Source organism: Desulfatiglans anilini DSM 4660 (assembly GCF_000422285.1).
In the GTDB taxonomy this organism is placed as follows: Bacteria; Desulfobacterota; DSM-4660; order Desulfatiglandales; family Desulfatiglandaceae; genus Desulfatiglans; species Desulfatiglans anilini.
Genome location: NZ_AULM01000005.1, coordinates 80,459 through 103,049 on the forward strand (window position 1 = coordinate 80,459; position 22,591 = coordinate 103,049).

The window sequence follows — 22,591 nt, forward strand, 5'->3', positions numbered from 1 at the left end:
GGGAGTCTTCAGCGAGAGGGGGCTTCAGGCTGTTTGTATCGAGGCGCTCCAGCCAGTTTTTCGATCTCCTGCAGGATCGACGCGCCGGCGTCGGGCCGGGCGAAAGCCTCGATCCCGGTTGAAACCCCGTTTAGATCCTCGGGGCTTCCAATGGCAGCGAGAATGGTGTCGGTGAGGCTCGAAGCGGAGGCCTCCTCCCTGACGAGGATGCATGCACCGGCGGCGGCATATTTTCGGGCGTTGGCGATCTGATGCCCTTCGGTGGCCTTGGAGGAGGGAACGACGATAACCGGTTTTCTCCACAGGGCGAGTTCTGTCATGGTGATCGCGCCTGCGGCGCTCACCACCAGATCGGCGGCGGCATAGGCCTGGGCGATGGAGGCAATGAAGGGGAATATTCTGCAGTGCTTGAGGAGGTTAGGAGGAATGCCCGCTTGAATACGTTTAAAATGCTGGTCACCAGTCTGCCAGATCACTTGGAGGCCGCTCGCGATCAGGCGATGCACTTCGAGACTTAGCGCCTTGTTGAGGCTGTCAAGCCCCAGGCTGCCTCCCACGATCAGAACGGTTTTCAATCCCGGATTCAGATCGAAGCGGATACATGCCTCTTCACGGGTGATGCTCGAGGGGAGGGCGGCCTGGCGCACCGGCGTGCCGGTCAAAGCGATCTTGCGGCGCGGGAAGAATGCTGCTGTGTCCTTGAAAGCGATGCAGATCCGGTCCGCCGCTGCGGCGAGAAAGCGGTTGGCCAGGCCGGGATGAAGATTCGGCTCGACAAGAAGGGTGGGAATGTGTTTCAGTCGCGCCGCCAAAACGAGAGGGCCTGTGGGGTAACCCCCGAGGCCGACGACGACATGGGGGCGGCGCTGGGCCAGGATGCGCAGGGACTGGCGGAGACTGCGAATGAAATCCAATGGAAGCCGAAGGTTATTTCCAGGATTTCCCCTGTCGTAGGGTCCGATGTCAAGGAAGAGGATGTCGTATCCGCAATCGCGCATACGTTTGGATGGAAATCTGCCGGCCGCGCAGACAAGCACGATCTCGGCCGCAGGGAAGCAGACGTCAGCCTCCTCTGCGATGGCAACCCCCATGTGGATGTGACCGGCTGTGTCTCCAGCACCGATCATGATCCTGATCGGACGGTCGGCGGGGAGGGGTCGGCTCCGGGAGCTGCCTGCCAGGAGGGAAGGAGAAAGACAACCGGTTTTCATGAACTCGGCCATGGGTTCAATCTGTAGATCCTTACGGAGGGAGAGCGGTCCAGAACCAGATCGAAATAAGGGGCAAAGCTTTCCGGCTTGCCGATCAGCATCTGGACCATCATCGAGTGGTAAATACCGTCATCCATCAGCGCTATGGTTTGAGTGTTCAAGTCGCTGAGAACGTGCCAGCCGCCCCTGTTCCAGGGGTACTCGTAATGCCGGTTGTCTTCCTTCGAGAGCAGGTCGATCGTCCGGGTTTTAAAGCGCTTGCCGGATGCGTCGATGGTGCCCTCGGAGGTATGAAGGGCGATTCGTCCCGTAGGTACCATCAGGTTGGGGTTTTCTGTTTGGCCCGTAACGATATCCCATGTTCCGAACCTTCTGATCGCGAGGGAGATCCTGATGTTCTCCCAGGCAAGAACCAGGTATTGCTCCGGGATGGAAGCCTTGTCCGGAAGGGCCAGGTCTTGGATGCCATCGAAAAAGGTCTTTGCTTTTCGAGGGGGCATCTTGTCCAGAATCTCGGCCGTGGGGTTCGGGTAGACGGGCCGATTGGCGCATGGATGGCCGGCATTCCCCATCAGCGTCTGTTCCTGAGCAATGAAGCGGATCAGCGCGCCGGCCTCCTTAGGGGAATGTGTGGCATGCACGCGGGCAAGCGGCAGGACGTACTCGCCGCTGTTGCGGGAGCCGTCTGCGAAGGTGCTTACGCGGCTGTAGAATTGGCAGGCGTATCCAAAGTCCCACCAGACCCAGAACTGGGCGTCGGACGACACTCGGGATCGCATTTCCACCAAGGCCTCGCCAAAGGCCTTCGAAATGAAGAAGAACGGCTTTTGATCGTGGATCAAATGGGCGGGGTGCCACAGAGCCGCTGCGAGAAGCAGGAGTTGTAGAGGGAGATTGAGGCGCGTGGCCCAGCGCCTCGAGGAGGAGAGGAAGGTAAGGCCGAAACCCAGTCCGAGCCCGATGGCCACGCTGCCGTACATGGAAAACCTGGCCCCCAGTTTTGTGGCGGCCACAGCCAGGAAAAGCATCGGTGCAAAAACGAGCGCGGCGGGGCGTCGCACGCAGAGATAGGCATAGGCGATGATGCCGAGGAAGAAGAGCACGCTGTTTCCTGCCAGAGCGCGCTGCAATGAGTGCCATTCGATGGTCCGGGCTTCTATGACGGTCGATAGGGTGGCCGGGTAGTTGATGGCAGCGCCTGTGGCCGATCTGTCGCCGTAGCGCACAAGATGCCAGATGGTCGTGCCTATCCTTTCGCTTAAGCCGGAAAAGAGGATCAAAGCGATCAGAAGAATCAAGCAGGGCAAGATCGCGCGTTTGCCTTGCTGGTAAATGCCAGGTTGGAGGAAAGCCAGAAGGGTTGCCCCTCCTGCCAGAACAAACCCTGCCCAGCCGGCGTTTCCGGCAAGAAAGGCAATGAGAAGCCCTGTCAGAATCAAAACGCGCATGCCGGTCATACCGAATATGCATCCGACGAGAGCGGCGACTGCGAAAAGGGTTAAACTGATGGGTTCACCGCTGGGATACGTGAAAAGATAAAGTCTGCCCCAGATTCCGATCAGGAAGGCGAATCCGAAGAATCTCCGGGGCGAAGGTGCTGCATCGCTTTTGCGGGGCAGGCGGAGAACGGGCTCCAGCCAGCAAACGAGAGCGACCCCCAGGCCGACTGCGAAAAAGAGGGCCAAAGGGTCGGTGTCGTAAAATCCGAGCCGGCTTCGGATCAGATAGCCGCTGGAGACGGTGCAGAGGGTGCCCGCAAGGACCGTTCCCAGGGGGGCTCTCCACCAGAGGCCGAGAACGACGATTGGGAGCGCCGCCAGGGGAGCCATGAAAACGGGGAGCCAGAATGCAAGGTTGGCGACGCCCAATCCCGTGGCGGCGTGAAGGAATCGCAGCAGGAGGGCCATAGGGTGGCAGCTGTATTGGTTGACCCTTTCGGCCCCCGCCAGCCACGCGTAGGCATCGTGCGTGGCCATGACCCTTTGTCCGTCTATGAAAAGGTCCGGCCTGTCCCAGTGGATGAGGTCGATGAGCCTGATGCCGGTGCACAGCAGAAAAACCAGGATAATCGGCAGGATCCAATCGCGGTGTCGACAAATGAAGTGGCTTGCTTCCGGCTTCATGGTTTACCGAACCCTTTTTCGATTTACTGGATCAAGAACGCAGCGAGGCCCATCAGGCCGGACAATAGGCAAAGGACGACGGTTGTGCCGCGGACGCCCAGACCGGAATCGGAGAGGAGGTGGTGAAGATGATCGCGGCCGCCGATCCATGGTTTACGGCCTCTCATGAGGCGCAGAACGATCACCCGTCCCATGTCGAGCAGTGGAATGGCCATGACCATCAATGTGACCACCCATTTTCCGGTTGAGAGGATGGCGGTCACCGCCAGGACGAATCCGACCAGCATAGCCCCGGCCTCTCCATAGTAGATCCGGGCCGGATGCCAGTTCCAGGGGAGGTAGCCGAGAAGCACCCCTCCGAGCAGAAAGGCAAGGGAAGCGGTCCGCTCGTCGCCGGGAACCAAGAGGGCGACGGCCCCGATGGTTGCGGATGCGATGGCCCCGATCCCAGCCGACAATCCATCGATGCCGTCCAGAATTTTAACGGATAGGACCATGGCCACGATCCAGCAGACAGTCAAGAGGTGCGCGAACCACAGGGCGGATTCCAGATTGAAATATCCGTTGAAAGGGTTCGTCACGGCACGGATGTGAGAACCTGTCAAAGAGACGACGAGCCCAGCGGTGAGCGGGGCCAAGAGCTGAAGGGCCGGGGACAGATCGAATCGATCGTCGAGGGTGCCCGAAATCGCCAGGATGCAGACACCGATCAAGACCGCGCCGTAAGGTCCGTCCAAAGGAAAGAAGAGGCAAAGGGGCACGATGAAGCCGATGCTGACCACGAGCCCTCCGCCTCTTGCGACCGGGGCGCTGTGCATTCGCCGATGGGCGTCCCGCTCGGAAGGGTTGTCCGTGAAGCCGATGCTGGCTGCCAGGCGGATCATGACGGGCATCAGGACCAGGCTGATGAGAAAAGCGATGAAACCCGGGAGAAAAAGCCGTAAATTCATGGGAATCGATCCGGGTCGAAATGAGGTCTACTGGAAAAAGGTTTTCCTCGGACGGGTACAGAACCGAACGGGATCTATGGGTCTTGGACGGACTGAAGACCGCCCCGATACGAATAGTCCATGGGGAAAACGCGCGCTTGAATCCTTCCTTCCCTGAAGGATGCGTTTCGAGGACGCGGGGGCTTCTTCAGGGTGGGTTCCGACGGCTGGAGCCCGCAAAAGCCGGCAAGCAAAATCTTCCATGCGTATGCCGATGTCGTTCGGGGCTTCGATTCTGTCCAGATAGGCCAGGCGGCATCCTTCGTAAAAGAGAACCGCAACGTTGAAGACACGGGCAAACTACTACAGCTGCGGCGGAATGGCAATGATAGAGTTTAGGGCTTGCACCTGTCCAGGCAGACTGACCGACGCCCCTTCCGGGCGGATTTAAAGCATTGGGGGTGGTGTATGGAGCGCAGCTCGCATGGCGTGGGGGCGGAGGGCACGGGCAAGGGTGGATCAGCCTCGAGAAGGCTCAAGATCGCTATCTTGCACCCGGAACTGGGCATCGGCGGCGCTGAGCGGCTGATGGTCGATGCGGCCGTGGAACTGAGCGCCCTGGGGCACGAGGTTCGCATTTTTACGGCTCGATACGATCCAGGTCGATCTTTTGCTGAGACGTCTACGGGCGGTTTTTCTATCGCGGTCCGCGGCCGTCCAGTGCCCGGCGCCGTCCGCAATCGTTTCCGCGCCGTCTTTTCAATTGTCCGCATGCTGCTTTTGTCCTTTTCCACACGGGTGGGCGAGTTCAAACCGGATATCTTCCTTTGCGATCTCGTTCCCCACGTGCTACCGTTCCTTCAATGGATCACAGGCAAACCGGTGGTGTTTTACTGCCACTACCCCGATCTTTTACTCACTCCTGTCAGGCAGGGCGCTTACACATGGTACCGGATATTCTTCGACCGGCTGGAGAAACGGGCCATGAGGCTTCATGCGGATCAGATCCTCGTCAATAGCGAATTTACAGCGAAAGTCTTTCGTGATACCTTTCAAGGTTTGAAATACCCGGAGCCATCGGTGGTGTATCCCGGCGTCCCTGTCGAACGATTCGCATCCGGCAGCCCCCCCCGCCTGGAGGGTTTGATGCAACTCGAACCGGATGACCTGTTCATCTTGTCGCTCAATCGTTTCGACCCGCGGAAAAACCTAGGCCTCGCCATCGAAAGTCTCGACTGCCTGAGGCAGGAGATAGGCCCTGAAACCTTTTCCCATATGTGGCTCGTTATGGCAGGCGGCTATGACGAAAGCCTGCCCGAAAACCGCGACGTTCTGGAAGACCTTCGCGGACTCGCTCAAAGGCTCGGCCTGCTGGATCGCGTGGTCTTCTTGAAATCCGTGACCGATGAACAGCGTGCCGGTTTGCTCAAAGGATGCCACTGCCTCGTTTACACGAGTCAGGACGAACACTTCGGGATCGGCATCGTCGAGGGCATGGCCGCAAGCCGTCCGGTGGTGGCGGTGAACCGGGGCGGCCCTCTGGAAACGGTCATCGATGGAGTGACAGGCTTTCTGAGGGAAAACGAGCCCGAGGCCTTCGCTCGAGCTCTCGCCTTGCTCGTCGCTGAGCCAGGCTTGGCTGACAGGATGGGGGCCGCCGGCTGCGTGCGCGCCCAGCAATTGTTTTCCCGGGAGGCCTTCGGCCGACGCCTCGATGTGAACCTCAGGTCCGTGCTGAACAGGTATGCCCGTGATTGACGGCATCAAAAAGGCCTATCATCTGCTCGATCCGCGAAGCCGCCGACAATGGTTGTGGCTGGTGCCGCTCGCATTCCTGGAAGGCATCGTTGAAAGTGTCGGGGCTGCCGGCGTCTTCACGCTGATCCGGGTGATCGAACAGCCTTTCATGATTCTCGACCTCCCTGTCCTGGGGCCTGCGTATCGCTATCTGGGATGGGAAAGCGGCAAGATCATCATTCTTTCCTTCACTTTTTTGGTCGCCGCCTATTACATCGGGAAGAATTTCTTTTTGATTGCTTCCATTTATATTCGTTCGTCCATGACATCTTCTGCGGTTGAAAAAATAAGCGTCAGGCTGATGAAAAAGTATCTGTATGCACCTTATACGCTCTATCTCGAACGAAACCATGCCGAACTTGTCGATAGGATCTCTCAAAGCGTCGATCTCGCAGTGCGTATGACACTCGAGTCTGCTGTCGCATTGGTTTCAGAGATACTTATTCTGATTGGCATAGCCGTTGTTCTCATAATGGTTTCACCTGTGATGACGTTGCTTTCGATAGGAATGCTTGCCGCTATTTTGGGCGTGATGCTCGCACTGACACATAAGATATTTTTTAAGATTGGTTCACGGCATCAAAAGCTTCGTCAGGAATCTCTTTCAATTATCGATCAGAGTCTTGGCGGTATCAAAGAAATCAAGGTAATGGGAAGAGAATTCTACTGGGAAGGACAATTTGCAGACAAACAGAGCAGAATAGCCCGAATCAGACGCTGGCACAGCACCCTCAACCACTTGCCGCGCGCCATCGTCGAGACCGTTTTTATCTGCATTCCGCTGGTGATGGTGCTGCTTTCCGCCGATCGGCTGGACCAGATCGGCGGTGGCATTCTGCCGCTTCTGGGGCTCTTTGCGTATGCCGGGTTCCGTGCGATTCCGTCCTTCAACCGTCTTTCCCTCAACATTACCAACATGCGGTATTCAGGAGCCGAAGTGGATCTCTTATATCGGGATCTCCGGATGCTCGACGAACCTCCGGTCTACCCCGAGAAAGGCGCGGCGAACGTCCCTGCCCTTCGGTTCGAGCGTGAACTCAGGCTCGAAGGCGTTTCATTCTTTTACAAGGGGCATGAGCAGCCGGTCCTCGAGGACATCGATTTGTCGGTGCAAAAGGGTGAGGCGATCGGGATCGCCGGTGTGACCGGCTCGGGGAAGAGCACGCTCCTCGACCTCATCCTCGGTCTGCTCGAGCCCTCCCGCGGGCGAATTACGATCGACGGCCGGGATGTCCGGGGCTGCCTCCCGGAATGGCATCGTCTGCTCGGCTATGTCCCGCAGCAGATTTACCTCATGGATGACACCCTGCGACGGAATATCGCCTTCGGCGTGCCCGACGATGCCATCGACGCGGGGCGTGTAGCGGACTGTCTTGCTGCTGCACAGCTCGACGGGTTTGTAAAAAGGCTGCCTCAGGGGCTTGACACGCGCCTGGGGGAACGGGGGGTCAAGATCTCCGGAGGTGAGAAGCAGAGGGTGGCCATCGCCCGTGCCCTCTATCGTGATCCGGAAGTGCTGGTCTTCGATGAGGCTACATCGGCGCTGGACGGGTTCACCGAAAAGGTTGTGACCGACGCGCTGCATGCGTTTCACGGGCGGATGACGATGCTTGTGGTCGCCCATCGCCTGAGTGCCCTGCAGCACTGCGACCGGGCCCTTTTCATCCAACGCGGAAGGATCGAAACGGTGGGCCCTGTTGAGGCGCTTCTGAAGGAAAACGCCGCGTTCCGGCGGATGGTTTCAACCGGGGAGGAGGTCTGAGTGGAACACCTTGTCCGCCCGCCCGATCGGGCTCGGATGTGGATTCGATGAGGGAGCGGTTTCGTTTTGGAAAGAGGTCCCCACGACGTATGCAGGACATTCTTGTTAACACGGCAGGCGTGACGGACACGAGCCGCGATTTCCGGGGAGAAGGGATGGCGCGACGCGGAAGGCTGCGGATCCTTTTCTTGTCCCACCGGCTGCCCTACCCGCCGTTGAGCGGCGGGGCGATCAAACGCTGGAAGGTAGCCGAATATCTTGCCGGGAACTACGATCTTTCCATCGCAGTGCTCTGTGCACCGGAGGATCTGCCGCACAGGGAGGCTTTTCTGCGCCTCGTAAACCCTGTTCACTTTTCCGCTACGCTCATCCACCGCCCGCGGAGCGCGCTGAATCTCTTCCGCAGTTGGTTGAGAGGACTGCCGCTTGCCGTTTACCGCAACGATGCTTCCGTTTTCAGGGCGGAGGTCGAGAAGGCGTCGGACTCTGTCGACGTCCTATACCTGGATTCGCTTCTTGTCCTGCCTGCCCTGCCTGAGGCGTTCCGGGGGAAAATCGTTCTGCATGCCCACAATGCCGAATATATCATCTGGAAACGCTATGCCGCGAGGGAGAAAAACCCGGTCCGCAGGGCGGCGGTGCTGCTGGAAGCAGGCCGCATGCGGCGCTACGAGGCCCTCGCCTGCCGGAGAGCCGATCGGATCCTGGCCGCCCCGAACGACCAGGTTTTCCTGCGCCGACTCGGGGCGAATCCGGCGAAATGGGTGGACACATCCCACTTGGGGGATGAAACGCTGCTGGACCTGCCCGACATCGCTTTCCGGGACACGGAACCAGCCCTCCTGCACGTGGGCTCCCTCGATTGGGAGCCCAATCTGGACGGCCTGGTCTTTTTTTTGAGAGAGGTGTGGGACGGGCTGAAGGAGAGACATCCCCAACTGCGCTTTTATATCCTCGGGCGAGGCGGAGGGAGGCGCCTGCGTGAAGCGGCCCGCGGCCGGCCGGGGGTCCTGATGCCCGGATTCGTGCCGGATCTGGAGCCGTACCATCGGCGTTGCAGGCTCTTCGTCGCTCCCGTGCGCTTCGGCGGTGGGATGAAAGTCAAGATCATCAATGCGATGTACCGCGGCATTCCGGTACTGACGACTCCGGTGGGTGCTGAAGGCCTCGAGGTGATCGATAGGCGGCATCTCTCGATTTCGAGCGATGCGGCGAAAATGCGCAGGGATGCCGACCACCTCCTGAAGGACGCCGGTGCTTGGGAGCGCATGCGGGACGCATCGCGCCGGCATGCGCGCGAGCGTTTCGACTGGGGCGGGGTTTATGGATCGCTTCGCTCTGCAATCGAACAGTGATGCATGGCCGAGAGGAAAAGTGTATTGACAGCCGGCCTGCAAACGGCGAGATTAAAAAATTTGAATCCGATTGAAAGAAGAGGAGTTTTCAAACCATGACCACGGAGCCGACTGCTCAGGGGCAGGACTTCATTCGCCGCATGATCAACGAGCACAACAGGAACGGCCGATTCGAGGGCCGTGTCCATACGCGCTTTCCGCCCGAGCCGAACGGGTATCTGCACATCGGACACGCCAAGTCCATCTGCCTCAATTTCGGGATTGCCGCCGAGTACGGCGGCCTGTGCAACCTGCGCTTCGATGACACCAACCCGACCAAGGAAGAGACCGAGTACGTGGCATCGATCCAGGAGGATGTGCGGTGGCTGGGCTTCGACTGGGGCGACCGGAAATTCTATGCGTCGGACTATTTCGAGGCCCTGTTCGACTACGCGGTGGCGCTCATCCGAAAAGGAAAAGCTTACGTGGACAGCCGGAGCGCGGAGGAGATCCGCGGCACCCGCGGGACCTTGACCGAGCCGGGCACGGACAGCCCTTACCGGGAGCGGACGGCCGAGGAGAACCTGGACTTGTTCACGCGCATGCGTGCGGGGGACTTTCCGGATGGAAGCCATGTGCTCCGGGCCAAGATCGACATGGCATCACCCAACATCAACCTGCGCGACCCGGTCATTTACCGCATCCTCCATGCGCCTCACCATCGGACCGGGAATAGTTGGTGCATCTATCCCATGTACGATTTCGCCCACTGCCTCTGTGATTCGATCGAGCGGATCACGCACTCGATCTGCACGCTGGAGTTCGAGGATCACCGCCCGCTCTACGACTGGTTCCTGGAGCAATTGGAGGCTTACCACCCGCAGCAGATCGAGTTCGCCCGGCTGAATCTGACCTATACGGTGATGAGCAAGCGGAAGCTTCTCAAACTGGTGCAGGAAGGGGTGGTGGACGGTTGGAGCGATCCCCGCATGCCGACGATCTCGGGGCTGCGCCGACGCGGCTACACACCGGAGTCCATCCGCGCCTTCTGCGAGCGGATCGGGGTTGCCAAGCGCGACAGCACGGTGGATATCGCCCTGCTCGAGCATTGCCTCCGGGAAGATCTCAACCTCAGGGCAGCCCGCGTCATGGGAGTTCTGGACCCGCTCAAGGTGGTGATCGAAAACTATCCGGAGGATCGGGTCGAGGAGCTCGAGGCCGTCAACAACCCGGAGGACCCTGCAGCGGGGACCCGGCTGGTGCCTTTTTCGCGGGAGCTGTACATCGAACGGGACGACTTCCGCGAGGAGCCTCCGCGCAAGTATTTCCGGCTCGCTCCCGGGCGGGAGGTGCGCCTGCGCTACGGCTATTTTATTACCTGCACGGACTGCGTGAAGGACGAAAAGGGCGAGATCCGGGAAATCCGCTGCACCTATGACCCCCAAACCCGGGGGGGCGCGGCACCCGACGGGCGGAAGGTGAAAGGCACCATCCATTGGATTTCGGCCCGCCACGCCGTACCGGCAGAGGTCCGGCTCTACGAACACCTTTTTACCGCTCCGGACCCGGAGGAGGCGAAGGAGGAGGGCGGTTTCATGGACCGTCTCAACTCCCGCTCCCTCACGGTGCTTCCCTCGTGCCTGGTGGAACCGAGCCTCGCCGCGGCCGCCAAGGAAGGGCGTTACCAGTTCGAGCGGCAAGGGTATTTCTGCCTCGACGCTCAGGATTCCCGGCCCGACAGGCTGGTGTTCAACCGGACGGTTACCCTGCGCGACAGCTGGGCCAAGATGGAAAAGAAGGCGTAAGGCCGGAATCCCCTTGACATCGTTGATCCGGCCGTCTATGAATCAGGCTGTCGGCGTCAGCTGTACGAAAACTGAACATTAACTTTCAAACCTGTCCACTATCGGTTTACTGGCCTTTCAACACCTTTTTAAGAGCGGCGACCGGCTGTAAAGACGGGCCCTCTGCCGGTCCCGGACTGGAGAGAAACGTGACGAAGCCCATGGAAGAAATCGCCTTTTCTGTGTGTCCGGCAGGAGAGAGGTTCCCGCTGCCCGGCCCGGAAGAGTATGAGCGCGAGGCTTCGCGCCTGCGGGAGTGCGCCGCCCTTGAACGTGAGAAAGGCCGGCAGATCGTCGTGGTGATGGGGGTTGGCTTCGTCGGGGCGGTCATGGCCGGCGTGGTAGCGGACTCGGTGGATCCCGAAACCGGGGAGCCGTGTTTTTTCGTGATCGGGATGCAGCGTCCATCGCCCAGGAGCTACTGGAAGATCCCTTACCTCAACCGGGGGGTGGCGCCGGTCGAGGCCGAAGACCCGGAGGTCGCGCCGCTGATCGAGCGATGCGTCAAAGAAAAGAAGACGTTGACCGCGACCTTCAGCTATGAGGCGCTGAGCCTTGCCGACATCGTGGTGGTCGATGTGCAGTGCGATTACCGCAAGGAGGCCCTCGGCGAGGTGCGTCAGGGGTATGCCGAGATCGCCGCCCTGGAGGACAGCCTGAGGGTGATCGGGCAGCAGATCACGCCCGAGTGCCTGGTTCTGATCGAGACGACCGTGCCGCCGGGGACCACGGAATACATCGCCTATCCCATCATCAAGAAGGCCTTCGAGAGGCGCGGCTTGAGGGATCAGGAGCCGCTTCTCGCCCATTCGTTCGAGCGGGTCATGCCCGGAAGGGAATATGTCGCTTCGATCCGGGATTTCTGGCGGGTGTGCAGCGGCATCAACGAAGCGGCCCGGCAAGGGGTCGAACAGTTCCTCCGGCGCGTCATCAACGTCGATCGTTTCCCGTTGACGGTCCTCGACCGCCCGATCGAGAGCGAGACCTGCAAGATCGTCGAGAACGCCTATCGAGCCACGACTCTCGCCTTCCTGAACGAGTGGAGCCTCTTTGCCGAGCGCAACGGCGTCGACCTGACCAAGGTGATCCAGGCGATCAAGGTGCGTCCGACCCATTCCAACATCATCTTTCCCGGCCCCGGGATCGGCGGGTACTGTCTGCCGAAGGACGGCGGCCTCGGTGTGTGGGCTTACCACACCCTGATGGGGTTCGAGGACGACATCTTCAAGCTCACTCCGCTCGCGATAGACATCAACGACACCCGTGCACTCCATGTGGCCCGGATCACCCGCGACGCGCTGAGGAACATGGGGCGCATCGTAGCCGCCTCCAAGATCGCGCTGCTCGGGGCATCCTATCGAGAGGACGTGGGCGACACCCGCTACAGCGGCTCCGAGATGGTGGTGCGCAAGTTGACGGAGATGGGCGCCGAGTTGAGCGTACATGACCCTTATGTCAAGCACTGGTGGGAGTTGGAGAAGCAGGAGACTTACCCGGCGCCGGGGCAGTCCTGGTCGCGCTTTTTCCGGAACCAGGAGCGTTTGACCGAGACCCGTGTGCACGAGGACCTGCAGGGGGTGCTGGACGGGGCCGACGCCGTCATTTTTGCCGTCCGCCACAAGGCCTATCTGCATCTGGACCCCGATCGCGTGGTCGAGATGATCGGCCGCCCTGCGGCGGTCATCGACTGCTTCGGCATCCTCGATGACGTCGCCATCCGCCGTTATTTCGAACTTGGATGCGAGGTGAAGGGGCTTGGGAGGGGGCACGTCAAACGCATAAAGGATGCGGTCAGGAACAGGCCTGCATCCTGAGTTCCTCTTACTGGACAGGCGTTGCCCCAATGCGGACGCAGAAAGGAAATCCATCATGCAAATTCTGGTGACGGGGGCGGCCGGCTTCATCGGTTTCCACTTGAGCAAACGCCTGCTCGAGATGGGCCATGATGTCATGGGGCTGGATAATCTGAACGTCTATTACGATCCGAAACTGAAGGAAGAGCGATTGAAGCTCCTGAAGTCCTGGGAGGGCTTCAGCTTCAAGAAGCTCGACCTGGCCGACCGCAAGGGAATGGAGCGCCTTTTCAAGGCCCAGGCCTTCGAGCGGGTGATCAACCTGGCCGCTCAGGCGGGCGTTCGCTACAGCCTCGAAAACCCGCACGCTTACATTGAAAGCAATATTCTGGGATTCCTGAACGTCCTCGAAGGGTGCCGCCGGAGCGCTGTGCCGCAGCTGCTCTTCGCATCGAGCAGCTCCGTCTACGGGCTCAACACCCGCATGCCGTTCTCGGTCCATGACAACGTGGACCATCCCATCAGCCTGTACGCTGCGAGCAAGAAGGCGAACGAGCTGATGGCGCATACCTACAGCTATCTCTACAACATCCCCGCCATCGGCCTTCGATTCTTCACGGTCTACGGGCCCTGGGGGCGCCCCGACATGGCGCTCTTCCTCTTTACCCGCGCCATCCTCGAAGGAAAACCGATCCAAGTCTTCAACCACGGGCATATGAAGCGGGACTTCACCTACATCGACGACATCATAGAAGGCGTGGTGAGGCTGATCGAAACGATCCCAGCTGCGGACCCGCTCTGGTCGGGGACTGCTCCGGACCCGGGTTCGAGCCCCGCACCCTATCGGCTTTACAACATCGGCAACAACCAACCGGTTGCGCTGATGGATTTCATTGCGGCGATCGAGGCCAAGCTCGGCAAGAGGGCCGAGAAAACCTTCCTCCCGCTTCAACCCGGAGACGTGCCGGCTACCTATGCGGAGATCGACGACCTCTTCAAAACCGTGGGCTTCAAACCGCAGACCTCGATCGAGGAAGGCGTCTCCCGCTTCATCGACTGGTACAAAGAATACTACGGCGCCGGCAAACCCAAGACTCCAAAATCGGAAGGATGAGAGGGTTACGGGACTTGCGAACTGAGATGTTCCCAGAGCGCTGAGCGGCTTTGGGGCATCGTCCCCAGGGGGCTGTGGCGAGGATCGAAAGATGGTGAAATCGGCACGTATCTTTGTGGCAGGGCATCGGGGGATGGTCGGATCGGCGATCCTGCGCAGGCTCCGCTCCGAAGACTACACGAATATCGTCACCCGGACCCATGCAGATCTGGATTTGCTTGACCAGCAGGCGGTGCGGGCCTTTTTCACCTCCGAACGGATCGATCAGGTGGTGCTGGCAGCAGCGCGCGTCGGCGGGATCTGGGCCAACAACGCCTATCCGGCCGAGTTTATCTACCAGAACCTGATGATCGAGACCAACGTCATCCACGAGGCTTGGCGCGCCGGCGTCGAAAGGCTGCTCTTCCTCGGCAGTTCCTGCATCTACCCGAAGTTCGCCTCTCAGCCCATGCAGGAGTCCTGTCTGCTGACGGGGCCCCTCGAACCGACGAATGAACCGTATGCCATCGCGAAGATCGCGGGCATCAAACTATGCGAGTCCTACAACCGGCAATACGGCACCAGGTTCCGCTCGGTCATGCCCACCAACCTGTACGGGCCCCACGACAATTATGACCTCCGAACCTCGCATGTGCTCCCTGCGCTCATCCGGAAGTGCCATCTCGCGAAGCTTGCATCGAACGAGGACTGGGAGGGGATCCAAAGGGACGAGGCCCTGCACGGCCCGATTCCGGAAGACGTCCGTGAGAGCCTCGGCTTCGGAGAGGCCGGCGGCCGCAAGCCGCGCCTCCTCCTCTGGGGCACCGGCGGCGCCTACCGGGAGTTCCTGCATGTAGACGATATGGCTTCGGCGTCCGCCTTTGTCATGTCGCTCGATGACGATCTTTACAGCCGCTTCACCGAACCGATGCTTTCGCACATCAACGTGGGGTCCGGAGAAGATCTGACGATCGCTGAACTGGCGAAAATGACGGCCGATGTGGTTGGCTACCGGGGAGAGATCGTATGGGACGCATCGAAACCCGACGGGACCCCGCGAAAACTACTCGATGTGTCGCGTCTTCGATCCATGGGTTGGCGGCCCCGCATCGGCTTGAAAGAGGGCATCGAAGCAACCTACCGTGGTTATTGCGAGGCCGCCCTGGCCTCTCGACCTGAAGCGGTCTGATGGTTCGGGAGCTGGAGAGCGGGCGGGATAAAAGGCGCGAACCATTCGAAGCTACCGGGATCTCCCGTGCGACAAGCCGCTAGGAATCGGCACCGGTCGACCATCGTTGCGCTTTGGAAAACTCGGGATAGAGCTTTTTCTCGCAATCCGGACAGATGCTGTGGCTGAACTGGACCCCGTCATGATGTTCGTGCACGTAGTCCTCGACGTTTTTCCAATACCCCTGGTCATCCCTGATCTTTTTGCAGTTCGCGCAGATGGGTAGGAGCCCGCTCAAAGTCTTCACCTTTTCGAGGGCCTCCTGCAGTTCGCAGATGAGCTGGTTCCGCTCTTCCTCCATCCGCTTGCGAAGGGTGATGTCCCGCAATATCAGAATATGACCATCGATTTTATCCCGCGCCGATATAAGGGGCTTCCAGGCGGCGTCGCACCAACGGGTATCCCCGTCGACCCGATAGGGCATCTCGACAAGGGGTTTTCGGGGACCGATCTGAGCCCGGACGACCGCCTCCCACAGAGGGATGCCTGCAGCCGCGTTTCGGCCGATCAGATCGGAGGGACTTTGAGCGAAGAAACCGGCCGCCGTTTGGTTGATGTCGACGATCCGGTCTTGAGCGTCGAACACGACAATTCCGTCCGGGAGGCTTTCGACGATCTGGCTGCGGGCCCTTGGAAGGAGGTCGAAAGCCTTTAGACGGAACACAGCTGCCGCCAGGATCAGGCCGGATGCCAGAAACGCCAAAGGGGTCCAGTCGAGCCCTGGGATCGGGTTGATGTTGAATACGTACATGGCGTTGCCGATAACCGGGAAGAGCGCGCCGAGGAGCAACAGAAGCGTTTGCGGCCGGTAGTGCGCGGGATACCTGAAGGCATCTGCCAGGAGAAGCAGAAACCCTGCCAAAAGCAGGCTGTACGCATAAGCGATGTATACCCAAAACATTCCGCCGTGGACGTAGATGGCAAAGGGGCTGTCCGATTGAAGGACGATGTCTTTCCAGATCCACCCATGAAGCGGGTTCGTCGCCGCTAACGCGGTGGTAGCGAACGGTGGAAGGGCCAGGACGGCGATGTTGCGTCCGGTGAGGTATTTTTGCTGACGGGAGTAGGCAAGCGCGAACAGGAAAAAGAAAAGAGGCGCCATGGTCGTTCCCGGGTAGGCTGCAATAGACCAGAAGAGTTTGAGGCTGCGTGTTACGGCCGCGGCTTCGAAAGCGACGGGAAGCGCCCACGCGGCCACTGAGAGCTCGAACCATGCGAGGTGGAGTGCGGGCGCTCCATCTCGCCGCCGGAGGACGCGAAACAGCAGGAGGGCAACGACAGTAGTCGCAAACAGTACCCAACTGTAGAGCGTGAAAGAATACCAGCCTAAATCCAGCGCCATGACAAAAGGGCCTCAATGCCGCTGAAAGTCTGCACGAACGCCGTGCAGTATGGGTATAGGCATATCGAGATTTCCCATATTATTTGCTTTGCTGGTGCAAAATCACACGTCGATCATCCAGCGCATTCGGGGAAGAAACGGGGCCGCTAAGCGAATTTTAAGATTAATTATTTTAGTGGATATCAGGGTGTATGTCCACACAAATATCGCTCCCACCAGCGGCGGATGAAAGCTCGGGGCCTATCCTGTCAGGTTCCGAGAATGCTTGCCTAATTCGGCCTGTTCCAGTATGATCGCACCATGTTTATGGGGGGTTGATCCATTGATACAGGCGGAGGAACAGCTTCCGGGGATGCAGTGATGCGACGCTCTTGCCCAGGATAACATGAATGAATTCATTGTTTTCCGGCAATAAACGGCATGCCTGGCCCGCAGGCGCGCGCACTGGCGAAAGTGGGTCGAGTGCCTGTGCAATTTGAATGTTGACTTTTTGACTGGCGAAGGTGGGATGAGATGAAAAAGAGGACAATATTGTGCATGTGGATCGTTTTTATCGGAATGTACTGGTGCCTGGCCGAGACGGCTGACGCACGCAGGATGGGAGGCGGAAAATCGTTTGGGAGCCGGCCCCAATACAACAGGGCGGCCCCAAGCCAGTCGAGTCCGCAGCGAAGTGTCGACCAGCCTTCGCAGGGGCAGAAGAGCACGGTCGATCAAAGCGGCCGCCGCCCCGGGCTTTTCGGCGGTTTCGGCGGCATGCTCGGCGGAATGCTCATGGGCGGCATGATCGGTTCCCTGCTCTTTGGAGGGGGGCACGGAGGTGGCATCGGTATCCTGGATATTCTGATCATCGGCGGAGGGCTTTTCCTCCTGTTCCGTTTTCTGAGTGCGCGCAGGGCGGCAACTGCATCTGCGGGGGTGTCGGGGGCGGGGTCCGGGTCGGCCGCCGCCTACGAGGCGTCTCAGCCCAGGCGGGTCTACAGCGAGAGACAGGCGGCTGCAACCCCCGTTCCTGCCGGCTTCGACGAGGAAGAATTCCTGAAAGGCGCCCGGGCGGCTTTCGTGAGGCTGCAGTCTTCGTGGGACAAGCGCGACATGGAAGACATCCGCCAGTTCACTTCGGCGGAGGTTTGGGAGGAGATCAACCGCCAGGCGCAGGAAGATCCTGAACCGAGCACCACGGAGATCGTGAGCCTGCAGGCCGAAGTCACGAAGACGGAGGAGAAAGAGGGGAGGAGCGTCGTGAGCGTTCTTTTCAACGCGCTCCTGAGGGAGGATTCGAACCGGGATGCGGCCGAGGATATGCGCGAGATCTGGCATTTCAGCCGCGAGGAAGGAAAACCCGGCTCCTTTTGGAAACTCGAGGGCATCCAACAGGTGGAATAAGATTCCGCACGTCCGCTCGTGCGGCGGCGACCGGTGCACATCTTTTCCGCACGAGCGGATGATTTTCTCGTAAGCGGGCGGAGCGGGCCCCGCCCGGCAGGTGTGGGAGCGGGCACGGAAAGCGTGTAAAGAAAGGAATGGTCCAATTCCGGCTGGAAAACCGGGCTGTGCTGGGCACGCATTTCCAGACGGACACGAATCAGGGCGCACGACATCCATCCTGAGAAGGGAAGGAGGTGATCAGAGGCAGACCTTTGTGGATGAGTTGCAGACTGTAGACCGGTAACACTGTTTCTTAACCGTCAAAGGAGAGGAGAAAGTCAAATGAGCAAAAAAGGGTTCGTCGTCTCCGCCTTTTTGGGCGTGATGCTGATTATGATGTCCTTTTCAGCTGTCCCGGGTGTCTCCGCAGCCACAACACTCACCTATAGCTGTTTCTTCCCCCCCACCCACATCCAATCCATTCTGGCTGAACAGTGGAGCCAAGAAGTCGAAAAACGGACCAACGGCGAGGTCAAGGTGCAGTATTATCCGGGCCAGAGCCTGACCAAGGCCGATCAGTGCTATGACGGCGTGGTGCAGCACATCTCCGACATCGGATTTTCGGTGCTCGCTTACACCCGTGGGCGTTTCCCGGTCATGTCCGCCGTGGATCTCCCGCTGGGCTATATGAGCGGACGGGCAGCCACCGCCGTCATCAATGCTGTCTATGAGAAATTCAACCCGGTCGAACTGCAGGATACGAAGGTCATGTACCTGCACGCCCACGGCCCCGGCCTGATCCACACCAAGGGCAAGGCGGTGCGGAAGCTCGAGGACATGAAGGGGTTGAAGTTCAGAGGCCATGGCACCAGCGCGGATGTCGTCAAGGCCCTGGGAGGAACCCCGGTCCCGAAGCCCATGCCCGAGACCTACGAAATGCTCCAGAAAGGCGTGGTGGACGGCGGCGTCTATCCGCTCGAATCCAACAAGGGCTGGAAGCTCGGCGAGGTGGTGGACTACTGTACGGCCGACTTCACCTCTGCCTACACGACCTCCTTTTTCGTCGTGATGAACAAGGACAAGTGGGCCGAGATCTCCCCCGAAAACCAGAAGATCATCGAAGAGATCAATGCCGAATGGGTGGTCAAACACGCCGAGGCATGGGATACGAGCGACATGGAGGGGCTGCGTTACCTTTTGAACCAGGGCAGCGAGATGATCGGCCTCGACGCGAAAGAAGCGGCCAGGTGGAAGGCCGCCGTGCAGCCCATCATCGACGGCTACGTGACGGAATTGGACAAGAAGGGCCTGAACGGAAAGGAAATCGTGGAGTTTATCGCGAAGACGCTGGAAAAAGAACAGCAATGATGCGGTAAGGTCGTGAACCTCTCATATGACCGATTGCAGAGCGCTTCCTGGCGCACGGGGAGGTGCCCTGAAAGGGGCCTTCCCCGTAAGGGGATTGTTCTATGTCTTTTTTGAGCCGCATTCTCGAATGGCTGGTCGATAAGCTCAATGCGTTGGGAGCGATCACGCTGACCGGGATGATGCTGATGACCTGCGTGGATGTCGTCGGGCGTTTTTTTGGACATCCGGTCCTCGGGTCGGTCGAGATCGTCGGTTTTCTGGCGACGCTCACGGTGGCTTTGGCCCTTCCTTACACGCACCACATGGATGGTCACATCGGTGTCGAGCTCTTTATCCGGACCGTTTCACCGCGGATACAGGCGGTGGTCCGGCTGTGCACGACCCTCCTGGCTCTCGGGCTTTTTGCCATCGTCACCTGGAGAATGGCCGATTATGCGCAGGTCATGAAGGCAAGCGGCCAGGTCTCCATGAATCTCCGCTTCCCGGAATACACTATCATCTACCTTGTCGCCTTCGCGTTCCTGATCCTGACACTCGTTCTGATCCAGGATATCGTCCGGTGCGTCAACGAACTGAGGGGGGAGTCATGAGCCCAGCGCTGATTGGAACGATCGGCATCCTGATCATGCTGTTTCTCTTCATGACCCGCATGCCCGTGGCCTACGTCATGGCCCTGGTGGGTTTTGCAGGGTTCTCCTACATGGTCTCGGGGATCGGGGGGCTCAACCTGCTCTCACGCACGATTTACGAGTCCTTCGCCTCCTATGGGCTGACGACCATCCCTCTTTTCATCCTGATGGGGCAGTTCGCCTTCAACAGCGGGATCGGACGGCGCATGTACGACACAGCCAACAAGTTTCTCGGCAGCACGCGCGGCGGCCTCGCCATGGCGACCGTGGTGGCCTGCACCGCCTTCGGCGCCGTGTGCGGTTCGAGCCCTGCGACCGCAGCGACCCTCGCCACGGTGGGGCTGCCTGAGATGCGGCGCTATCTTTACGGTGACGAGCTTGCAACCGGCTCGGTCGCCTCCGGTGGAGGGCTCGGGATGATCATGCCGCCCAGCGTGGTGCTGATCGTCTACGGGATCCTGACGGAGCAGTCGATCGGCGCCCTTTTTGTCGCCGGCATTCTTCCCTCCATCGTGGTGACGCTTCTTTTTATCCTCTGCATCTATATCTACTGCCTTATCAAGCCCAAGCAAGGGCCTCGGGGCGAGAAGTTCAGCTGGAGCCAGAAATTCCGGTCGCTCACAAACATGGGCGACACGCTCCTCATTTTTGTCATCGTGATGGGCGGGCTTTTCCTGGGGATCTTCACTCCGACGGAGGCCGCGGCGGTCGGGGCTTTTGCGGTGCTCGCGGTTTCGGTCATCCGCCGTCATTTGAGCTGGGCGGGCTTCGTCAAATCGCTTTACGAGACCCTGCGGACGAGCTGCATGGTCATGTTCCTGGTGACGGGGGCGGTGGTCTTCGGGAAGTTCCTCGCGGTCACCCGGATCCCTTACAACATCGCGAGCTGGGTGGGCGGCTTCGATCTGCCGCCGTTTCTCATCCTGGCGGCCATCGTGGCGGTCTACTTCGTCGGAGGATGCATCATGGACGCACTGGCGCTCGTGATGCTGACCATCCCGATCTTCTATCCTGTGCTGATCGATCTCGGCTACGATCCGATCTGGTTCGGGATCATCATCGTGCTCGTGACACAGATCGGCGTGATCACGCCGCCTGTCGGCATCAATGTCTACGTTGTTTACGGGGTGGCGCAGAGCGTCGTCGGGAAGATCAAACTCGAGTCGATCTTCAAGGGGACGATCCCGTTTCTCTTCGCGATTATTGCGGCCATCATCATCATGACCATTTTTCCGCAGATCATCATGATCCTGCCACAGCTGATGTATTGAGAGGCGGTTCGGCTTGCGCCGCCTTCACGGGGGATGCAGCTCAAGCGGCTCTTTGTCCAGTGGGTGCGAAGCTGCATGGGGTGCAAGCAAAGATGCTCCAGTGGACCAAGGTCGAGCAGACTTTTTGCGCGCAGCCTGATCGAGCGTTTTGAATCTTTGCCGCCCATTCACCGAGCGGCGGGCATCCGGCTTGAGATTGGGGCGCGGGATGCGGACTTGGTTGGAATGGTTTCCAAACACGCTTGTTTTGAAGAGAGATGCCGTCCGTCACGGCAACGGGGAAGGGGTTGGTCATGAACGGAAAATCTAGACTGGAGGGGAAAAGGATCCTCCTCGTGGATGATGAACCGGATGTGCTGGAGAGCCTGGCCGACCTCCTGCCGATGTGCGAGTTGAGCAAGGCGACCAGTTTCGAGGAGGCGCGGGATCTGCTCGAGTCGCAGCCGTTCGACATCGCCGTCTTGGACATCATGGGGGTCGCCGGATACGATCTTCTCGAACTCGCCAACCAGCGGGGCGTCACGGCGGTCATGCTGACGGCCCGGGCGATCAGCCCAGGCGACATCAAGAAGTCCTTCAAGGGCGGGGCGGCCTCTTACGTACCCAAGGACAAGATGCTCCATATCACGGAGTTTCTGGAAGACATCCTCGAGGCTAGGGAAAAGGGCCGGCATCCCTGGTCGCGCTGGTTCGAGAAGATGGGGGATTTCTGCGAAAAACGGTTCGGCAAGGACTGGCAGAAAGGCGACAAGGAATTCTGGGACAAGATGCCGTTTTATTGATGTTCAAGGGCCCGGTTTTTTTAGGGGTGTGCTCGGCCTCTCGGCGGACTTATCGAACTTGCCTCAGGCGCCCGGCGCGCGGAACCGGCCTTTTTCGATCCCGTGCTTCCGCATGCGATTCCAGACCGTCACCCGGCTGATGTTCAAGAGGCGGGCCGCGGCCGATTGATTGCCCCGGGAGGCCCGCAGGGCCTCGACGAGGGCTTCTTTCTCCGCCTGATCGAGTGAAAAGACAGGCGGCGCGGTGCCGCAGGCGCTTGATGAAAGTGTTCACGAGCAGCGGAATGTCCTCCTTTCGCTCGCGCAGGGGCGGGATGTGGATCGGGATGACATTGATCCGGAAGAAAAAGTCCTCGCGGAAAAGCTTCTCTGCCACGAGCTGACGCAAGTCTTTGTTGGTTGCGGTGATGATGCGGTCAACGGTCAAACACGGCGACATGAACGGCATCCTCTACTATCCATCGCGCAGTTGCGACGTCCACATGGGCGGGATGGATTTCCAGTTCCACGAATGCCACAAGACCCGGAACCACAAGATCGCGGGGCGATCCCTCTCTCTTCCCGTCTCGGAGGGAAGCCGGTTTTGCGAGGACTGCCACACCTCTCAGCCCCACCGGAGGCCGTTCAAGGAAGGCTCGGAACGGACTTCGCCTGGATGAAATCGCGCGGACGGGATGTATCGGATCTGGAAGGGAAGACGGATTTCATCGGCTTCAA

At 59.5% G+C, this 22,591-nt stretch carries 17 protein-coding genes and 2 pseudogenes; 13 read left to right on the forward strand and 6 right to left on the reverse strand.

All coding sequences use genetic code 11. The features are described 5' to 3' along the window. Positions 1 to 8: 8 nt before the first annotated feature. The 3 genes from H567_RS0107055 to H567_RS0107065 form a co-directional block, all read right to left on the reverse strand. Positions 9 to 1,127, reverse strand: a complete 1,119-nt coding sequence (locus H567_RS0107055; protein ID WP_035253668.1) for a UDP-N-acetylglucosamine--N-acetylmuramyl-(pentapeptide) pyrophosphoryl-undecaprenol N-acetylglucosamine transferase — start codon at positions 1,125 to 1,127, stop codon at positions 9 to 11. Between the two features lie 80 nt (positions 1,128 to 1,207). Then, positions 1,208 to 3,334: an STT3 domain-containing protein gene (locus H567_RS0107060; protein WP_028320865.1), complete on the reverse strand. Its 2,127-nt coding sequence runs from the start codon at positions 3,332 to 3,334 to the stop codon at positions 1,208 to 1,210. Positions 3,335 to 3,357: 23 nt separating this feature from the next. Further along, positions 3,358 to 4,284 carry a glycosyltransferase family 4 protein gene (locus H567_RS0107065; RefSeq protein WP_028320866.1) on the reverse strand — a complete coding sequence of 309 codons (927 nt, stop codon included), beginning with the start codon at positions 4,282 to 4,284 and terminating at the stop codon, positions 3,358 to 3,360. A gap of 447 nt (positions 4,285 to 4,731) precedes the next feature. Here H567_RS0107065 and H567_RS27025 point away from each other — a divergent pair, with 447 nt between their 5' ends. From H567_RS27025 to H567_RS0107100, 7 genes are all read left to right on the forward strand, one after another. Next, on the forward strand, positions 4,732 to 6,021 hold the full coding sequence (locus H567_RS27025; protein WP_028320867.1) for a glycosyltransferase: 1,290 nt from the start codon (positions 4,732 to 4,734) through the stop codon (positions 6,019 to 6,021). After that, positions 6,014 to 7,822, forward strand: coding sequence for an ABC transporter ATP-binding protein (locus H567_RS0107075; protein ID WP_161626576.1), 1,809 nt, complete (start codon positions 6,014 to 6,016; stop codon positions 7,820 to 7,822). The genes H567_RS27025 and H567_RS0107075 overlap by 8 nt, the downstream gene beginning before the upstream one ends. Before the next feature lie 89 nt (positions 7,823 to 7,911). Then, the gene (locus tag H567_RS23555) at positions 7,912 to 9,177 is read left to right on the forward strand and encodes a glycosyltransferase family 4 protein (protein WP_051184573.1); all 1,266 of its coding nucleotides are present in this window, start codon (positions 7,912 to 7,914) and stop codon (positions 9,175 to 9,177) included. Between the two features lie 95 nt (positions 9,178 to 9,272). Continuing rightward, positions 9,273 to 10,961 carry a glutamine--tRNA ligase/YqeY domain fusion protein gene (locus tag H567_RS0107085; RefSeq protein WP_028320869.1) on the forward strand — a complete coding sequence of 563 codons (1,689 nt, stop codon included), beginning with the start codon at positions 9,273 to 9,275 and terminating at the stop codon, positions 10,959 to 10,961. A gap of 200 nt (positions 10,962 to 11,161) precedes the next feature. Continuing rightward, a complete protein-coding gene (locus H567_RS0107090) occupies positions 11,162 to 12,814 on the forward strand; it encodes a nucleotide sugar dehydrogenase (protein ID WP_035253627.1) in 1,653 nt (550 codons plus the stop codon). A gap of 55 nt (positions 12,815 to 12,869) precedes the next feature. Beyond that, positions 12,870 to 13,907: an NAD-dependent epimerase gene (locus H567_RS23560; protein WP_035253628.1), complete on the forward strand. Its 1,038-nt coding sequence runs from the start codon at positions 12,870 to 12,872 to the stop codon at positions 13,905 to 13,907. Positions 13,908 to 13,998: 91 nt separating this feature from the next. Then, positions 13,999 to 15,075 (forward strand): GDP-L-fucose synthase family protein, encoded by a 1,077-nt coding sequence (locus tag H567_RS0107100; RefSeq protein WP_028320871.1) that lies wholly within the window; start codon positions 13,999 to 14,001, stop codon positions 15,073 to 15,075. Positions 15,076 to 15,154: 79 nt separating this feature from the next. Here the strand turns inward: H567_RS0107100 and H567_RS0107105 are convergent, their stop codons facing one another. Then, the gene (locus H567_RS0107105) at positions 15,155 to 16,456 is read right to left on the reverse strand and encodes a histidine kinase N-terminal 7TM domain-containing protein (RefSeq protein WP_028320872.1); all 1,302 of its coding nucleotides are present in this window, start codon (positions 16,454 to 16,456) and stop codon (positions 15,155 to 15,157) included. Positions 16,457 to 16,969: 513 nt separating this feature from the next. On the opposite strand from H567_RS0107105, the gene H567_RS0107110 reads away from it, so the two are divergent. The 5 genes from H567_RS0107110 to H567_RS0107130 all read left to right on the forward strand — a co-directional run bounded on the left by H567_RS0107110 (position 16,970) and on the right by H567_RS0107130 (position 21,874). Next, complete coding sequence (locus H567_RS0107110) at positions 16,970 to 17,842, forward strand: Tim44 domain-containing protein (protein WP_028320873.1); 873 nt, start codon at positions 16,970 to 16,972, stop codon at positions 17,840 to 17,842. Positions 17,843 to 18,166: 324 nt separating this feature from the next. Then, on the forward strand, positions 18,167 to 19,192 hold the full coding sequence (locus tag H567_RS0107115) for a TRAP transporter substrate-binding protein (RefSeq protein ID WP_028320874.1): 1,026 nt from the start codon (positions 18,167 to 18,169) through the stop codon (positions 19,190 to 19,192). 101 nt (positions 19,193 to 19,293) lie between these two features. Next, positions 19,294 to 19,782 (forward strand): TRAP transporter small permease, encoded by a 489-nt coding sequence (locus H567_RS0107120; protein WP_028320875.1) that lies wholly within the window; start codon positions 19,294 to 19,296, stop codon positions 19,780 to 19,782. Then, a complete protein-coding gene (locus H567_RS0107125) occupies positions 19,779 to 21,092 on the forward strand; it encodes a TRAP transporter large permease (RefSeq protein WP_028320876.1) in 1,314 nt (437 codons plus the stop codon). The genes H567_RS0107120 and H567_RS0107125 overlap by 4 nt, the downstream gene beginning before the upstream one ends. Positions 21,093 to 21,385: 293 nt before the next feature. Next, positions 21,386 to 21,874 carry a response regulator gene (locus H567_RS0107130; protein ID WP_028320877.1) on the forward strand — a complete coding sequence of 163 codons (489 nt, stop codon included), beginning with the start codon at positions 21,386 to 21,388 and terminating at the stop codon, positions 21,872 to 21,874. Between the two features lie 63 nt (positions 21,875 to 21,937). On the opposite strand, the gene H567_RS30045 is transcribed toward H567_RS0107130, so the two are convergent. Next, complete coding sequence (locus H567_RS30045) at positions 21,938 to 22,063, reverse strand: helix-turn-helix domain-containing protein (protein ID WP_353743099.1); 126 nt, start codon at positions 22,061 to 22,063, stop codon at positions 21,938 to 21,940. A 172-nt stretch (positions 22,064 to 22,235) separates the two neighbouring features. Then, positions 22,236 to 22,322: pseudogene (locus H567_RS30050) on the reverse strand (hypothetical protein); the annotation flags it as partial. Here H567_RS30050 and H567_RS0107140 point away from each other — a divergent pair. Then, positions 22,297 to 22,488, forward strand: a pseudogene (locus tag H567_RS0107140) (tetrathionate reductase family octaheme c-type cytochrome); the annotation flags it as partial. The pseudogenes H567_RS30050 and H567_RS0107140 sit on opposite strands and share 26 nt — an antisense overlap. Positions 22,489 to 22,591: the final 103 nt, after the last annotated feature.

Bases quoted from the DNA above. Each gene is read 5' to 3' on its own strand.
- H567_RS0107055 (WP_035253668.1), bottom strand. From the start codon at position 1,127: ATGATCGGTGCTGGAGACACAGCCGGTCACATCCACATGGGGGTTGCC.
- H567_RS0107060 (WP_028320865.1), bottom strand. From the start codon at position 3,334: ATGAAGCCGGAAGCAAGCCACTTCATTTGTCGACACCGCGATTGGATC.
- H567_RS0107065 (WP_028320866.1), bottom strand. From the start codon at position 4,284: ATGAATTTACGGCTTTTTCTCCCGGGTTTCATCGCTTTTCTCATCAGC.
- H567_RS27025 (WP_028320867.1), top strand. From the start codon at position 4,732: ATGGAGCGCAGCTCGCATGGCGTGGGGGCGGAGGGCACGGGCAAGGGT.
- H567_RS23555 (WP_051184573.1), top strand. From the start codon at position 7,912: ATGCAGGACATTCTTGTTAACACGGCAGGCGTGACGGACACGAGCCGC.
- H567_RS0107085 (WP_028320869.1), top strand. From the start codon at position 9,273: ATGACCACGGAGCCGACTGCTCAGGGGCAGGACTTCATTCGCCGCATG.
- H567_RS0107090 (WP_035253627.1), top strand. From the start codon at position 11,162: ATGGAAGAAATCGCCTTTTCTGTGTGTCCGGCAGGAGAGAGGTTCCCG.
- H567_RS23560 (WP_035253628.1), top strand. From the start codon at position 12,870: ATGCAAATTCTGGTGACGGGGGCGGCCGGCTTCATCGGTTTCCACTTG.
- H567_RS0107100 (WP_028320871.1), top strand. From the start codon at position 13,999: ATGGTGAAATCGGCACGTATCTTTGTGGCAGGGCATCGGGGGATGGTC.
- H567_RS0107105 (WP_028320872.1), bottom strand. From the start codon at position 16,456: ATGGCGCTGGATTTAGGCTGGTATTCTTTCACGCTCTACAGTTGGGTA.
- H567_RS0107110 (WP_028320873.1), top strand. From the start codon at position 16,970: ATGAAAAAGAGGACAATATTGTGCATGTGGATCGTTTTTATCGGAATG.
- H567_RS0107115 (WP_028320874.1), top strand. From the start codon at position 18,167: ATGAGCAAAAAAGGGTTCGTCGTCTCCGCCTTTTTGGGCGTGATGCTG.
- H567_RS0107120 (WP_028320875.1), top strand. From the start codon at position 19,294: ATGTCTTTTTTGAGCCGCATTCTCGAATGGCTGGTCGATAAGCTCAAT.
- H567_RS0107125 (WP_028320876.1), top strand. From the start codon at position 19,779: ATGAGCCCAGCGCTGATTGGAACGATCGGCATCCTGATCATGCTGTTT.
- H567_RS0107130 (WP_028320877.1), top strand. From the start codon at position 21,386: ATGAACGGAAAATCTAGACTGGAGGGGAAAAGGATCCTCCTCGTGGAT.